Consider the following 14,311-nt stretch of genomic DNA (forward strand, 5'->3'; position numbering starts at 1 on the left):
ACCTTCCGCGAACGCCGCAGGCGGCTCGGCGATAAGCTGGCCCGGTCTATCGTGCCGCGGGCGGTGGCAATTGGCGCAGGTATTCCCCCGGCGGCTGGCCCACCAGCGCAGCAAAATCCTTGATGAAGTGCGCCTGGTCGTAATAGCCCAGGCTTAGCGCGAGCTGGGCCAGCGCCGGCGCGGTGCCGGCCTGCAGCTGGGCCACGGCTTCGTGCATGCGATAGCGCTTGATCACCCATTTCGGCCCGACGCCAACGTATTGCTGGAACAGGCGCTGCAGGGCGCGCTTGTTGAGGCCCGCCTGTCCGGCCAACGCGTCCACCGTCAGCAGCGCCGGATTGCCTGCCACGGCAGCCACCAGCGCTGCCGCGCGGCCTGCGTCTTCATCCGCCCGGGGCAGGCGTGCCAGGAGAAAAGCTTGCGCCAGGGCAGCCATCGCAGAGGGTGCAGCAGCGGCGGACGTTGCGCAGGCGCGCAGCTGCTGCGTCAGTTGTTCGCCGTCGGCGCCGAACAGCTGCGCCAGCGCGACACGCCGGTCGGACAGTTCAGCGACGGCGCGGCCGAAGAAGGGACGAAAACCGCCCGGCCTGAACTTGATGCCGAACGCGAAGCCCTGCCCCGCAAGCAGCTTGGTGTAGCGCGCCGTATGCACGCCGTACACGCCGTCCGCGTCATTCTCGATCACCAGGTGCACATTGGGATGCGGCAGCGTTTCTTGCTGCTGCGGTGGATGGCCCTGCATGTCCCAGCCGACGAACCAGTAATGCTCGACCCATTCCGCCAGCGCGGCGCTTGGCGCCATGCGCTCATGGCAGAATGAGCCCGCCTTCAAGCGCGGCACCAGGATGCCGCGCGGCTCAGTTTCGATTTGTCGCGTTTTTCCAATCATAAGGCGATGGAGACTACCATAATGGCGGCCATGAAAACACTGATCCCCCTACTATTCGCATTCGCCGCCGCCGCGGCCAGTGCAGGAGATAAACCAATGCAGATCGAAGGCACGTTCGACGTCAAGCTCACGCCGCAGCCAGCGGCGGCAGGCCAGCCCTGGGGCCGGCAAACCATTGCCAAGACCTTCCACGGCGCGCTCGATGGCACCAGCCAGGGAGAGATGCTGGCCGTCATGACTGCAGTGAAAGGATCGGCCGGCTACGTCGCGCTGGAACAGGTCACTGCCACGCTGGAAGGCCGCAAAGGCAGCTTCTTCCTGCAGCACGCCGGCCTGATGAACAAAGGCACGCCGACGCTGAATGTCAGCGTCGTCCCGGACTCGGCCACCGGCGAACTGGCCGGCCTGCAAGGCACCATGAACATCGACATCAGCGGCGGCCAGCACCGCTACACCTTCAACTACCAGCTGCCACAGGCGTTGGCAGAAAAATGATGTCATGAAGAGGTAACAAGCGGAGGCTATTATCCTGCCTGTCTCCACATTCATACCACTCCCGTGAATGTCTTCGGCCGCCCCCATCGTGGGCGGCATTTTTTTATCCGGTGAGCGCGGTATGGTCTTCGCCCGGTTCGCCGGCGCGGCGGCCGCTGCCGTGCATCAGCCAATAGTGGTGGAAGGCCAGGCGGATGTTGTCGCGCAACTGGGTATCGTCCCACGGCTTGGTGTAGAAACGGTAGATCGCGCCGCGGTTGATCGAATCGAGCACCGCTTCCAGCCCGGTGTAGCCGGACAGGATGATGCGGATCGTGTCCGGGTACATCTCCTTGACCTTGGCCAGGAACTCGGTGCCGCTCAGGATCGGCATGCGCTGGTCGCACACGATCACCTGCACCGGATACAGCGCCAGCAGGTCGAAGCCTTCGGCCGGCGACTCCGCCGTCAGGATGCGGTAACCGTCGCGGCGGAACAGGCGGTGCAGCGAGGACAGCACATTGACGTCGTCATCCACCAGCAGCAGGGTTTGCGGCGGCTCGGCCGCCACGTTGGGGTCGGGCGGCAGGCTCTTGCCCGATTCGGCCAGCGCACCCATCTCCGGCGCGGCCAGCGGGCGGCTGAAGAAGTAGCCCTGGATTTCGTCGCAGCGGTTGCGGCGCAGGTATTCGAGTTGCGGCCGCGTCTCCACGCCTTCCGCAATCACGCGCAGCTTGAGGCTGTGCGCCATGCTGATGATGGCCAGCGCAATCGCGGCATCGTTGGGATTGGTCGTGATATCGCGCACGAAGGCGATGTCGATCTTCAGCTTGTCGATCGGGAAGCGCTGCAGGTAGGCCAGCGAGGAATAGCCGGTGCCGAAATCGTCGATCGCCACCTTGATGCCCAGTTGCTTGAGCGCCGTCAGCACCTGGATGGTGCGCTCGGCATTGGACATCAAGGCCGTTTCGGTCAATTCCAGCTCCAGCAGTTCGGGCGGCACATTGTGCCGTTCCAGCGCCTGCCGCACGTCGTTTTCCAGGTCGCCCTCGACGAACTGGCGGCTGGCCACGTTCACGGCCACGTGCACGCCGCCGACCGGCGTGCGCAGCCAGGTCGCGATCTGGCGGCAGGCGGAATCGATGATCCAGCTGCCGACGCGCACGATCAGGCCCGTCTCTTCCAGTACGCCGACGAATTCCGCCGGATAGACCAGGCCATAGCCCGGCCGGTTCCAGCGCAGCAGAGCCTCCGCGCCGCTGATGCGGCCCGCGGTCAGGTTGACCTTGGGCTGGTAGTGCAGCTCCAGTTCGTTGTTGTCCAGTGCGCGCCGCAGCGCCATCTCCAGGTCGAGGCGCGCCAGCACCTGCACGTTCATGCCGGCGGTGAAAAAACGGTAGCCGTCGCCGCCGGCCTCCTTGGCGCGCTCCATGGCGGTGTTGGCGTACTTGACCAGCGTCTCCGGATCGTTGGCGTCGTCCGGGTACATGGCGATGCCGATGGAGGCGGTCAGCGTGGCCTGGTGATCGTCCAGCTCGAAGGGCGAGCGAAGGGCATCGCGCACTTCGTTTGCCACCAGGACCGCGTCCTGCTGGTCGCGCGTCATGGTCAGGATCAGCGCGAACTCGTCGCCGCCCAGGCGGCCCACCGTATCGCGCAAGCGCACGCATTGCACCAGGCGGTTGGAAAATTCGTGCAGCAACTGGTCGCCCATGGCCGCGCCCATCGAGTCGTTGACCTTGCGGAAGCGGTCCAGGCCGATGAACAGCACCACGATGCGCCATTCCTTGTCCTGCGCCAGCTCGATCGATTCGCCGAGGGTCTGGAAGAACAGGGTGCGGTTGGGCAGGCCGGTCAGGCGATCGTAATGCGCCATGTGGCGCAGGCGCTCTTCGGCCAGGCGCCGTTCGGTGATGTCGCGCGCCACGCAGATCAGGGTGCGGTGTGCCGACTCTCCTTCGCTTTGCAGCAGCCAGTAGACTTCCACGGGCACCGTGGCGCCATCGCCGCGCTGCAGTTCGATTTCCATCAGCTCCGGCGCGCGGTGCGGCGCCGCCTTCGCCTGGCCGGCGCGCTCGGCCTGCGCCGACAGTGCTTCGCGCCCGCCCAGGCCCAGGCGGGCCGGATCCAGCGACAGCAGTTGCGCGCGCGGATGGCCCAGCATGCGGCAGGCGCCTTCGTTGACGTCCACCAGCGCCAGAGTATTGGTGTCGATCAGGAAGATGGCGTCGGCGGTGGCGTCCATCGCGCTGCGGAAGCGCTGCAGGTCGGCCGTGCGGGCGCGCACGGTCTGCTCCAGCACCTCGTTGTAGTCGCGCGCCTGCTGGTGCAGCAGGCGCACTTCCAGCATATTGTTGATGCGCGTGAGCACCTCGACCGGGTCGAAGGGCTTGCTGACGAAGTCGCGCGCGCCGGCATCGAGCGCCGGCAGCTTCTGGTCCGGCTGCGCGGTCACCACCAGCACCGGCAGGTATTCCGGCTCCAGCGGCTTGAGCGCCTCCATCACGTCGAAACCGCTCATGCCGGGCATGTGCAGGTCGAGGATGATCAGGTCGTAGCGGTGCTCTTCGTGCCAGGGCGCCACCACGCGCGGGTCGGTGGTGGAGCTGACGTTCACGTAGCCGCTGGTCTGCAGCAGGTATTCCAGCAACTGCACATTGACCGGCTGGTCGTCCACTATCAGGACTTTGGCGTTCAGGATATCGTCGCGGCTGATCACTTGGACGTACTCCCTTCTTCCTCCCTGCGTGCCAGGAAGGCCATGGTGCTGTTGATCGCTTCCGTGAACTCGTCGATGTTGATCGGCTTGATCAGGTAGCGGAAGAAGCCTGCCGCCAGGCCTTTTTCCACGTCGCGCGGCATGGCATTGGCGGTCAGGGCGATGACAGGGATGTGCGCGGTGCGGGGATCGCTGGCCAACAGCTTGACGGCGTCGATGCCGTTCAGGCCGGGCAGGTTGATGTCCATCAGGATGATGTCCGGCTGGTGCGCGCGCGCCAGCTCAATGCCAAGGTGGCCGTCCGGCGCGGAAATCAGTTTCAGGTCGGGACGGAAGCTGATGATCTCTTCCACCAGCTTGAGGTTGGCCGGGTTGTCTTCCACATACAGGATCATGGCCGGCTCGCCTTCTGCGTGGCGCTGGTGCTGGGGCGGCCGCTCGGCGTTGGGGTCGATGCGCGACGGCGTCGGCTCGGTCGATTCCAGTTCGATCCAGAACATGCTGCCCACGCCCTGGCTGCTGGTCACGCCGATGGTGCCGCCCATCAGCTCCACCAGGCGCTTGGTCACCACCAGGCCGATGCCGGTGCCCTCCTCCGCCCCGCTTTCCTGGCCCAGGCGGTTGAAGGGCTGGAACAGTTGCTTGACCTGCTCCGGCTTGAGCCCCATCCCGGTATCCTGCACCGAGACCCGCAGCAGGCTGGTTCCGCTCGGGCTGCAGTCGACCACCACGGCGCCGCCATCGCGGTTGTACTTGATCGCGTTGGACAACAGGTTGAGCACGATCTGCTTGAGGCGGGTGCGGTCGGCCGTGACATGGGACATGCAGCCTTCCGGGAACAGCAGGCGGATGCCGCGCGCGCTCGCCAGCGGCGCCACCATGCCTTCGCACTCGTGCAGGATTTCGTTGAGCGCCACCGGTTCCAGCGACAGCGCCACGGCGCCAGATTCGATCTTGGCCAGGTCGAGGATCTCGTTGATCAGGGTAAGCAGGTGGCGTCCGGATTTCAGGATGTGGTTGGCAAATTCGCGTTTCTGCGCCAGCGTGGAAGGCAGTTTTTCCGAGGTCAGGATTTGCGCGAAGCCGAGGATGGCGTTGAGCGGCGTGCGCAGTTCATGGCTCATGGAGGAGAGGAAGGCCGACTTGGCCTGGTTGGCGCTCTTTGCCTCCTGCATTGCCATGGCCAGCTCGCTGTTGGCCTGCTCGAGCTGCAGCGTGCGTTCGTGCACGCGCTGCTCCAGTTCCTCGTTCAGGCGCATGACTTCCTGCTGTGCCTTGCTGCGCTGTTCCGCCTCGCGCGCGATTTCGCTGTTCGAGGTTTCCAGCTCGCGCGTGCGGCTTTCGATCTCGCCCAGCATCTTGTTGAAGGCATCGGCCAGCTCGGCCACCTCGTCGTTGCTGGTGCCCTGCGCACGGCGCGAATAGTCGCCGGTCGCCATCACCTCGCGCGCGACGTCGGCAATCGCCAGCACCGGCTGCGTGACGACCTTGTTCAGGGGCCGCATCAGCAGGTAGGCAATGCCCATCGCCAGGAAGGTGGCGATGATGGCAATCAACATGTAGTCGCCGAAGCGGCCCAGGAGTTCATAGTCCGACTGCAGGTAGACAGTGCCCAGTAATTCGCCGTTGTCGCGGATGCGGCGGAACAGCATCATCTTGCCGTCCTCGAACGCCACGCCCTCGGCCTGCGGCGCGGCCGGCACGCTGACGTCGACTCCCGGCGCCACATAGGTAGCGAACAACTGGCCGCGCGCATTGTAGATGGCGCCTGCATTGACCTTTGGCCGCAGGCGCAGCAGCGCCAGGTTCTCCTTGGCCAGGCGCGGATCGTCGAAAGTCAGCGCCGGCGCGCTCATATGCCCAAGCAGCTCGGCCTGGGTGGTCATGTCCGAACTCAGGGACTGGTGGTAGGCACGCAAGTCATAAGCGATGATGGTGCCAAGCGATACCAGCAGGGCCACCAGCGTGACCAGCATCACCACGCCAAGCAGCTTTTGCGGCAGGGAGCGGCGGCGCGCAATCATCCCGCCACCTGCTGCACACGTAGGGCGGCCGACAGCATGCGCGCGCTGATTTTCAGGCGCGCCACGGCTGCATGTTTCAGGGAGACTTCAAAGCGCAGCCTTTCGTCGGCGATGACGAAGTTGATCATGCTGCCCATGCCGAAAGTCTCGTCGCCGTCGGTGACGGTCAGCACCGGCTGGCCGCGGCTGGCGGCCAGCAGGTCCTGCGCCAGCACCCTCTCCTGCGCCGGGATGAACAGGATGTGGACGCCGGCCAGGCTGTCGCCGCGCTTGATGCGCCTGACCTGCAGCGGCCGGCCGTTGGCGGTGTGCCTGGCGACCGTCTGTTCCAGTTGCTCGGCCAGCGGGTCGGCGCCGGCAATGCCGATCACGATCGGCGCATCCGGGCGCGCAAAGCTGCCCTCGGGCCATTCAACGAAGCCGGCAAATTTGTACAGGTAGGCAGCCTTGACCTGGCGCTCCAGGCTGGAGCCGGATTGGGCATGGGCGAACAGGGGCAGCAGCGCAGCCAATAGCAGCGCCACCCAGAAAACGGGACATCTTCCTTGGAGAGTCCTCACCACCGTGCCTCGCGAACAGGGGACTGGGGGCATTCTATCGCTGAGTACCCGACAGCGGCGCAATTATTGGTTTATCGCACCACCAAAGCCTTCCCCGGCTTGCAAGTTAGTCGTGACGCCACATTATTGCGGTGCAGCGTGGTCAATCTGCACAGCAGCGCGCTAGAATGGGCTCAAACGCTTTTGTTTGCTAAAGGAGCCACAAGTGAGTACAGACATCAACGAACTGGCCGCCCAGGTGGGTAAGGCCCTGCAAGACAAAGGCTTGCTGTTGGCAACCGCGGAATCGTGCACCGGTGGCGGCATCTCCACGGCAATCACGGACATTGCCGGTTCCACCGGCTGGTTCGACTGCGGCTTTGTCTGCTATTCGAACGCATCGAAGACTGAAATGCTGGAAGTGCCGGCCGCCATGATGGCGCAATTCGGTTCCGTCAGCGAAGAAGTGGCAGCCGCCATGGCGCAAGGCGCGCTGGGCTCCAGCAATGCGCATGTGGCGGTATCGGTTACCGGCATTGCCGGCCCCACCGGCGCGGTGCCGGGCAAGCCGGTCGGCACGGTCTGTTTTGGCTGGGCCAACGCCGATACGGTGCACACCGAACGGCTGGTGTTCTCGGGCGACCGCCAGGCGGTGCGCGCGCAGACCATCGAGCATTCGCTGAAAGGCCTGCTGCGCTTTATTAACTAGTTGAGCAGGCGGCTGCGGCGCTCCGTTGCAGCCGGTTCGAACAGGGTCAGGCCGCCGATGGCGCGGCTGATCGCCACGTACAGGTAGCGCCGTTCTTCGGCGTATTCATCCCCATTGCGGGTGGCGCGCGGGAACTGGCCTTCTTCCATATACGGCAGCAGCACCTGCTGCCATTCCCTTCCCTTTGCCGCCTGCACGGTTGCCAGCGCCAGGGCCTTGCTCGCGCCGCCGCGTGCCGCAGGCTTGCCGCGCGTGGCCACCTGGCGGCGGCGCAGTTCTTCGAGGAAGGCCGGCGCCTTCTCGTCCCCCTGGCGCTGGGCAAAATCCATGAAGGCGCTCAGGGTGCGCAGCACGGAGTCGGCGTGGGCACGCTTGACGAAAGTGCGGCGGGTGGCAGCAGGCAGGTCGAGACCCGCGCTGGCCAGCTCCAGCAATTGCGCGGCGCTGGCCGTCGGGGCCTGCGCCTTCATCTGCTCCAGCACGGCGGCCAGGCGCTGCTTCCAGCGCCGCGTGGCGCCGCTGTCGTAAGGCTGCTCGGCGCACAGCAGGCCGCTGAACATGAATTCCAGGGTTTCCGGGTCGCGCACCACGGCATCCTTCTGCTGCTGGTAGGCGTCGCCGGAGCCGTACATGGCGTGGCTGGCCTCGTAGTCGCGACGGTCGCCGGAGACGGCAAAATAGGTTTGCAGGCCGTCGACCATCAGCTCGCAGCTTTCCTTGTCCGCCTTCAGCGTGCTGTAGTCGCCGCTGGCTACGTGCAGCAGGGCGCGCAGGGCCATGATTTCCGGGCGCTTGAGGTAGGAGGCGAAGCCGTCGCAGTTGTAGGGCAGGCCGGCATCCAGCAATGCGTTTTCGATTTCCACGCTCTGGTCGACTTCGCGCAGGATGATGGCCAGGTCCGGCCCGAGCGCCAGCTCTTTTGCCTTGGCGACGACGGCGCGGGCGCAGGCTTGCGGGTCGGCGTGGTCGTATTCGACGTGGCGCACTTCGGAGTAGGTGTCCGGGTGCGATTCGAAGCCGCATTTTGGCAGGGCGCGTTCCAGCAGCTTTTTCAGCGACACGCCGCAGCGGCGCGACTGCGACAACGGCAGGCGTTCCGCATCGGGGAAGGCCAGCTCGAAACCGCCGCCCGAGAAGCGCGGGTCGGCGCCGCGTTCGGCGTTGATCACCTGGTGGCGGTCGCCCACCACGACCAGCCGCGCGTTGCGGCGGAACAGTTGCAGCAACTCGAATTCGGCGGCATTCACGTCGTGCCATTCGTCGACCAGCAGCAGGTCGGCCTGCGGCATGTCGTGCACGGCTTCCGGAAAGCGGCGCAGGATGGATACCAGGTCGGTTGCGTAATCGACCGGCGCCTGCCACAGGATATGCCCGGCCTGCGGCTGGCGGCGGCGCTCGAACTCGTGGAAGATCTCCACGATCTCGCGGTCTTCCAGCTGGAACTCGTTGCACAATTCGTCGAAAGTGAAGTCGTCGAAGACTTCATCCTCGAAGCGCAAGGTGGCCAGGGTCGCCTTCATCTGCGCCAGCAATTGCAGCATCATTTCCACGCGCTGGGTGCTGCGTTCGAAATCAAAATCGAATTCCGTATAGCGGCCCTCGTGGCGCTGCCAGACCGTGTTGGCGGCTGCCACCAGCATGGGGCGCATCTGCTCCAGGCTTGACCAGCGCTCGGGCAGGTCCAGCCAGTTGCCGTGCTCCGCGATGCGCGTGAGCTGCGAGCGCGCCAGCGCTTCCACCGTCAGCACCTGCACCTTGCGCTGCGGGCATTCCAGCGCCAGCTTCTCGTAAAAGCGCTGCCGCGCTCCTTCCGAGAAACACAGTCCCAGCACGACGCCCGGTTCCTGTGCCGCCAGCATGGCCAGCGTGGTAGTCTTGCCTGTCCCTGCGCGCGCCTCGATCATCAAGGTCTGGGTGCGGGACTTCAGGATCGCTTCCTGCTCGCTGGATGGTGAAACTCGCATGCCTGTTCTAATGGAGCCAATGAAAACACGCATTCTACCTTGGCTGGCCGTCGCAGCCGCCCTCACCGCCCCGGCCGCCGGGCATGCCGCACGCCCCCTGACGGTGTACGCCGCCGGCGACATCGCCGACTGCCGCTACAACCGCGCCGCCGACTCCGGCGCCGCCGGAACCGCCGCCATCATCGCCAGGGGCGACCCCGAGGCCCTCATCCTCACCCTGGGCGACCATACCTACCCGAATGGCGCCCCGGCCGAATTCAGCGACTGCTACGCCCCTACCTGGGGCCAGTTCAAGGCGCGCACCCGACCTGCTCCCGGCAACCACGAATACACCAGCGGCAAGGCAGCAGGCTATTTCGACTACTTCGGCGAACTGGCCGGCCCTGCCGGACGCGGCTATTACAGTTTCGACAAGGGCGGCTGGCACTTCATTTCCCTGAACAGCGACCTGAAAACCGCCGAGCACCAGCGTCAGCTCCTGTGGCTCAAAGACGACCTGGCAGCCAGCAAGGCGCGTTGCACCCTCGCCTACTGGCACGCGCCCATGTATAGTTCTGGCGGGCACGCCCCGACCAAGAAGATGCAGGACGTCTGGCGCGCCCTGCACGCGGCAGGCGTCGAACTGGTGCTGTCTGGGCACGACCACGACTACGAGCGCCTGGCGCCGATGGATGCAGACGCCCAGCCCGATGCGGCGCGCGGCGTGCGCCAGTTCGTGGTCGGCACCGGCGGCGCCATGCTGACGCCCTTCCTCTGGCTGAATGAGCAGAGCGAGGCGCGCTCCAACTGGCGTACCGGCGTGCTGAAACTGGTATTGAAGGAAAACAGCTACGAATGGGAGTTCCTGCCGGTCCAGCCGAAGACGGCGCCGGAACGCCCGCAGCAGGAGGCCCGTGACAGCGGCACGGCCAACTGCCACTGATAACAGGAGCATCAATGCAAAACACGGTTCACTTCGTCCTGCAGGGCAAGGGCGGTATCGGCAAGACGTATGTATCGACCATCCTCGCACAATGGCTGAAAGCCAGGAGCGAAGGCCCACTGCGCTGCTACGACACCGACCAGGAAAACACCACCTTCTCGCGCTACAAGGCGCTGGACGTGAAGCACGTGCCCGTGATGACCGAATCGCGCACCATCGACCCCAAGCGCTTCGACGCCCTGATGATCGACATCCTGGAGGAAGACGGCAACTGCGTGGTCGACAACGGCGCCAACACCTTCTCGCCGCTGATGGCCTACCTGATCGAGAACGACTGCTTCAACCTGCTGGAAGAATCGGGCCGCAAGGTGTACATCCACACCATCGTTGGCGGCGGCGATACGCTGCACGATACGGCGATGGGCTTCGTCACCACGGCCAAGTCGACCCAGGTGCCGCTGGTGCTGTGGGAGAACGAGCATTTCGGGCTGCTGCAATCGGCGTCCGGCAAGTCCTTCCTGGAATCGCAGACTTATGCCGACAACTCGCAGCGCGTACGCGGCCGCATTGTGTTGAGCGCGCGCAATGCCGACACCTTCGGCGCCGACGTGAAGAAAATGAACACCGGCCGCCTGACTGTCGACGAAGTGAAAGCCAGCGACAAGTTCAATGTGATGGAAAAGCAGCGCATCAAGGTCGTGTTCCGCGACCTGTTCGAACAACTCGACCTGGTGAACTGGTAAATGGCCCTCGACCCGCAGAAACTCCGCCTGCACGTCTTTGAAAAGACCGGCATCAAGGTAGATGTCGACGATCCGATCTTTGCCCTGGTGGCGCTGAACGAAGCGGTGCTGGAAGAAGCGGTCGAACGCCACCTGGCGCGGCTGGACGGCGCCCACGCGCCGACGCCAGCCGCGCCAGGCGCCGCTGTCGTCCCGCCACCGGGCGCGCGCCCCATCCCGACCTCCCACGAACCGTTTTCGCGCCGCGAATTGCGCCTGCTGGCCGCGGCGGCAGGCGTCGCCGTGCTGACCGCCGCCCTGGTACTGATCGGCCAGGCCATCTTCAGCAAACCCGCCGGCATCCCGCCAGCCAAGCTCGAGCGCGCCATGCAGACCCTCGACGCCAAAGCCCGCGCCGCCTTCGAAGCCGAACTCTCGAAATAAAAGTCGGGGTCAGGTCTGGCAATCCGCCAAAAGGCGCACATTCGTGCGCTTTTTGGCGGATTGCCAGACCTGACCCCGACTTTCATGCTAACATGTGAATACCTATTCATTTGTTTGCTATGGCTATCTATTCTGACAACGATGCTTCGGTCGCGGAGCTGGCGGATCTTTTCCATTTGCTGGGGGATTCGACCCGGCTGCGCATTGTGCTGGCTTGCCTGGAACAGCCAATCGCGGTGAGCGATATCGCAGGCTCGCTGCAATTGAGCTCTTCGCTGGTCAGCCACCACCTGCGGCTGCTGCGCGCCGCCCGTATCGTCAAGTCCGAGCGCCAGGGCAAGCAAGTCTTCTATTCCACCGCTGACGCCCATATCAGCGGTGTCCTGCGCGATATGCTGGAGCACATCGCCGAACCATCCAACGGTAACGAACAATGAGCGCCCATCACCACCACGGACATGGCCACGACCACGGCCATCATCATCACCATCACGGCGACGCGGGCCACGGCCGCGCCTTCGCCATCGCGATCGCCCTCAACGCGCTATTCGTCGCGATCGAGTTCTTCTACGGTTTCCTGGCCAATTCCACCGCGCTGATGGCCGACGCCGGCCATAACCTGTCGGATGTATTAAGCCTGATCCTGGCCTGGGGCGCTGCCATCCTGGCCAAGCGCGAGCCGTCCGGCCGCTATACCTATGGCTTGCGCAGCAGTTCCATCCTGGCTGCGCTGTTCAACGGCATGCTGCTGATGGCGGCGACCGGCGCGATCGCCTGGGGCGCTTTGCAGCGCTTGATGGAGCCTACGCCGGTGGCGGGGCTGACCGTGTCCGTGGTGGCCGGCATCGGCATTGCCGTCAACGGCATCTCGGCCTGGCTGTTCATGAAGGGCAGCAAGGACGACCTGAATATCCGCGGCGCCTACCTGCACCTGGCAGCCGATGCCGCCATCTCGCTGGGGGTGCTGATTGCCGGCCTGGTGGTCCTGTACACCGGCTGGGCGTGGATCGACCCTGCCGTGTCGCTGGTGATCGTGGTGCTGATCATGAAGAGCACCTGGTCGCTGCTGCGCGAGGCGCTGGACATGACGCTGGGCGCGGTGCCGGGCAATGTGGACGCCGCCGAAGTGGAGAAATTCCTGCTGGCCAGCCCTGGCGTGACCGGCGTGCACGACCTGCATATCTGGTCAATGAGCACCACCGATGTGGCGCTGACTTGCCACCTTGTCATGCCGGGCGGCTATCCGGGCGATATGGCCATCGACGACATCGCGCGCCAGTTGAAGGAGCAATTCGGCATCCACCATACGACATTGCAAACCGAGCAAGGTACCACCCAGCATGAGTGCTGCCTGCAAGGCCAGGGGCATGCGCTCGAGGACAAGCATGACCAGGACCATGCTCATGACCACGATCACGATCACCACCATGGCCATGCGCATTAAGCCAAAAAGTCATACAAAGCCTCTCCTCGCCGTCCAAATTCTCGGACGGTAAAATTGCCAGCCGACATCATTAGCATGCCGGCTGGCTTATAAATCAAGTACTTACCGGAATCCGTCCCGCGGGCACACAGCTTGCTGTTGACCCGGGACCCCGCCACACACGCGGGGACCTACACAACGGAGACCGGAATGCAAAAGAAGCGCCCCCTTACCCTCTACATCCTGTTCGCGATGCTGCTTGGCATCGCCGTCGGCTACGCCTGTCACACGGTATTCCCTGACAAGAAGCTCACCGCCGACATCTCGGCCCACATCTCGCTGGTGACCGACATCTTCCTGCGCCTGATCAAGATGATCATTGCGCTGCTGGTGTTCTCCACCCTGACCGTCGGCATCGCCAACCTGAGCGACGGCAAGGCCGCCGGCCGCATCGGCGCCAAGGCTTTCGCCTGGTTCATCGTCGCTTCGCTGGTCTCCCTGGCGCTCGGCATGCTGCTGTCGAATGTGATGCAGCTCGGGACCAACCTGGGCCTGCCGCTGCCTGCCATCGACGCCCGCACCGGCCTGAAAACCTCGGCCTTCACGCTGAAGGATTTCATCACCCACGTGGTGCCGAAGTCGCCGATCGAGGCCATGGCCAATAACGAGATCCTGCAAGTGCTGGTGTTCTCGATCTTCTTCGGCTCTGCCCTGGGCGCGCTGGGCGAATCCGGCAAGCGCTTGTTGGACGTGGTGGACGAACTGGCGCAAGTGATGTTGCGCATTACCGGCACCATCATGGGGCTGGCCCCGCTGGCGGTGTTTGCCGCCATGGCTTCGGTGGTCACCACCAATGGCCTCGGCATCCTTGCCACCTTTGCCAAGTTCATGGGCGGGTTCTACTTCGGCCTGTTCTGCCTGTGGGCCTTGCTGATCGGCGCCGGCTTCGCCGTGCTGGGCCCGCGCGTGCTGCGTTTGGTAGGCCTGATCCGCGAACCGTTCCTGCTGGCCTTCTCTACTGCCAGCTCGGAAGCGGCCTATCCAAAACTGCTGGTCGCGCTGGACAAGTTCGGCGTGCAACGGCGCATCTCCAGCTTCGTGCTGCCAATGGGTTATTCCTTCAACCTGGACGGCTCGATGATGTACTGCACCTTCGCCGTGCTGTTCATCGCCCAGGCCTATGGCATCGACCTGTCGCTCGGCACCCAGATCACCATGCTGCTGCTGTTGATGCTGACCTCGAAAGGCATGGCCGGCGTGCCGCGCGCTTCGCTGGTGGTGATCGCCGCCACCCTGACCCAATTCCACATCCCTGAAGCCGGCCTGCTGCTGTTGATGGGCGTGGACCAGTTCCTCGATATGGGCCGCTCGGCCACCAACGCCGTCGGCAACGCCATCGCCACCGCCGTCGTGGCGAAGTGGGAAGGCGCGCTCGGCGAAGAAGAACCAGCGGACGAACACAGCTACATTCGCGCCGCATAA

13 protein-coding genes are annotated in these 14,311 nt (G+C 64.5%); 8 read left to right on the plus strand and 5 right to left on the minus strand.

All coding sequences use genetic code 11. The features are described 5' to 3' along the window. Window positions 1-46: 46 nt before the first annotated feature. Window positions 47-889 (minus strand): AraC family transcriptional regulator, encoded by an 843-nt coding sequence (locus ACN9MZ_RS26980; RefSeq protein WP_426339880.1) that lies wholly within the window; start codon window positions 887-889, stop codon window positions 47-49. Window positions 890-985: 96 nt separating this feature from the next. On the opposite strand from ACN9MZ_RS26980, the gene ACN9MZ_RS26985 reads away from it, so the two are divergent. After that, on the plus strand, window positions 986-1,384 hold the full coding sequence (locus ACN9MZ_RS26985) for a DUF3224 domain-containing protein (protein WP_426342961.1): 399 nt from the start codon (window positions 986-988) through the stop codon (window positions 1,382-1,384). Window positions 1,385-1,487: 103 nt separating this feature from the next. On the opposite strand, the gene ACN9MZ_RS26990 is transcribed toward ACN9MZ_RS26985, so the two are convergent. Genes ACN9MZ_RS26990 through ACN9MZ_RS27000 form a run of 3 tightly spaced genes read right to left on the minus strand, consistent with a single transcriptional unit; the run spans window position 1,488 to window position 6,618 of the window. Next, on the minus strand, window positions 1,488-4,082 hold the full coding sequence (locus tag ACN9MZ_RS26990; RefSeq protein ID WP_426339881.1) for an EAL domain-containing protein: 2,595 nt from the start codon (window positions 4,080-4,082) through the stop codon (window positions 1,488-1,490). Next, window positions 4,079-6,106, minus strand: a complete 2,028-nt coding sequence (locus ACN9MZ_RS26995; RefSeq protein WP_426339882.1) for an ATP-binding protein — start codon at window positions 6,104-6,106, stop codon at window positions 4,079-4,081. The genes ACN9MZ_RS26990 and ACN9MZ_RS26995 overlap by 4 nt, the downstream gene beginning before the upstream one ends. Continuing rightward, window positions 6,103-6,618 carry a YfiR family protein gene (locus tag ACN9MZ_RS27000; RefSeq protein WP_426339883.1) on the minus strand — a complete coding sequence of 172 codons (516 nt, stop codon included), beginning with the start codon at window positions 6,616-6,618 and terminating at the stop codon, window positions 6,103-6,105. Before ACN9MZ_RS27000 ends, ACN9MZ_RS26995 begins: the two co-directional genes overlap by 4 nt. Window positions 6,619-6,871: 253 nt before the next feature. Here ACN9MZ_RS27000 and ACN9MZ_RS27005 point away from each other — a divergent pair, with 253 nt between their 5' ends. Further along, window positions 6,872-7,354, plus strand: coding sequence for a CinA family protein (locus ACN9MZ_RS27005; RefSeq protein WP_426165261.1), 483 nt, complete (start codon window positions 6,872-6,874; stop codon window positions 7,352-7,354). Here ACN9MZ_RS27005 and ACN9MZ_RS27010 read toward each other — a convergent pair. Further along, the gene (locus tag ACN9MZ_RS27010) at window positions 7,351-9,318 is read right to left on the minus strand and encodes a 3'-5' exonuclease (protein ID WP_426339884.1); all 1,968 of its coding nucleotides are present in this window, start codon (window positions 9,316-9,318) and stop codon (window positions 7,351-7,353) included. The two genes, ACN9MZ_RS27005 and ACN9MZ_RS27010, sit on opposite strands and share 4 nt — an antisense overlap. A gap of 19 nt (window positions 9,319-9,337) precedes the next feature. Here ACN9MZ_RS27010 and ACN9MZ_RS27015 point away from each other — a divergent pair, with 19 nt between their 5' ends. From ACN9MZ_RS27015 to ACN9MZ_RS27040, 6 genes are all read left to right on the plus strand, one after another. Then, window positions 9,338-10,240, plus strand: a complete 903-nt coding sequence (locus ACN9MZ_RS27015; RefSeq protein ID WP_426339885.1) for a metallophosphoesterase family protein — start codon at window positions 9,338-9,340, stop codon at window positions 10,238-10,240. A 14-nt stretch (window positions 10,241-10,254) separates the two neighbouring features. Further along, window positions 10,255-10,983, plus strand: a complete 729-nt coding sequence (locus tag ACN9MZ_RS27020; protein WP_426339886.1) for a hypothetical protein — start codon at window positions 10,255-10,257, stop codon at window positions 10,981-10,983. Further along, window positions 10,984-11,406 (plus strand): hypothetical protein, encoded by a 423-nt coding sequence (locus ACN9MZ_RS27025; protein WP_426339887.1) that lies wholly within the window; start codon window positions 10,984-10,986, stop codon window positions 11,404-11,406. It abuts the gene before it with no gap. Window positions 11,407-11,525: 119 nt separating this feature from the next. After that, window positions 11,526-11,843 (plus strand): ArsR/SmtB family transcription factor, encoded by a 318-nt coding sequence (locus tag ACN9MZ_RS27030; RefSeq protein WP_057261009.1) that lies wholly within the window; start codon window positions 11,526-11,528, stop codon window positions 11,841-11,843. Further along, window positions 11,840-12,850, plus strand: coding sequence for a cation diffusion facilitator family transporter (locus ACN9MZ_RS27035; protein WP_426339888.1), 1,011 nt, complete (start codon window positions 11,840-11,842; stop codon window positions 12,848-12,850). Before ACN9MZ_RS27030 ends, ACN9MZ_RS27035 begins: the two co-directional genes overlap by 4 nt. 189 nt (window positions 12,851-13,039) lie before the next feature. Then, on the plus strand, window positions 13,040-14,311 hold the full coding sequence (locus ACN9MZ_RS27040) for a dicarboxylate/amino acid:cation symporter (RefSeq protein ID WP_426339889.1): 1,272 nt from the start codon (window positions 13,040-13,042) through the stop codon (window positions 14,309-14,311).

The organism is Pseudoduganella sp. S-14 (assembly GCF_049913285.1).
In the GTDB taxonomy this organism is placed as follows: Bacteria; Pseudomonadota; Gammaproteobacteria; order Burkholderiales; family Burkholderiaceae_D; genus Rugamonas.

What these genes read in the sequence shown, in the direction of transcription:
- ACN9MZ_RS26980 (WP_426339880.1), bottom strand. Translation starts at nt 889, where the DNA reads ATGATTGGAAAAACGCGACAAATCGAAACTGAGCCGCGCGGCATCCTG.
- ACN9MZ_RS26985 (WP_426342961.1), top strand. Translation starts at nt 986, where the DNA reads ATGCAGATCGAAGGCACGTTCGACGTCAAGCTCACGCCGCAGCCAGCG.
- ACN9MZ_RS26995 (WP_426339882.1), bottom strand. Translation starts at nt 6,106, where the DNA reads ATGATTGCGCGCCGCCGCTCCCTGCCGCAAAAGCTGCTTGGCGTGGTG.
- ACN9MZ_RS27010 (WP_426339884.1), bottom strand. Translation starts at nt 9,318, where the DNA reads ATGCGAGTTTCACCATCCAGCGAGCAGGAAGCGATCCTGAAGTCCCGC.
- ACN9MZ_RS27015 (WP_426339885.1), top strand. Translation starts at nt 9,338, where the DNA reads ATGAAAACACGCATTCTACCTTGGCTGGCCGTCGCAGCCGCCCTCACC.
- ACN9MZ_RS27020 (WP_426339886.1), top strand. Translation starts at nt 10,255, where the DNA reads ATGCAAAACACGGTTCACTTCGTCCTGCAGGGCAAGGGCGGTATCGGC.
- ACN9MZ_RS27025 (WP_426339887.1), top strand. Translation starts at nt 10,984, where the DNA reads ATGGCCCTCGACCCGCAGAAACTCCGCCTGCACGTCTTTGAAAAGACC.
- ACN9MZ_RS27030 (WP_057261009.1), top strand. Translation starts at nt 11,526, where the DNA reads ATGGCTATCTATTCTGACAACGATGCTTCGGTCGCGGAGCTGGCGGAT.
- ACN9MZ_RS27035 (WP_426339888.1), top strand. Translation starts at nt 11,840, where the DNA reads ATGAGCGCCCATCACCACCACGGACATGGCCACGACCACGGCCATCAT.
- ACN9MZ_RS27040 (WP_426339889.1), top strand. Translation starts at nt 13,040, where the DNA reads ATGCAAAAGAAGCGCCCCCTTACCCTCTACATCCTGTTCGCGATGCTG.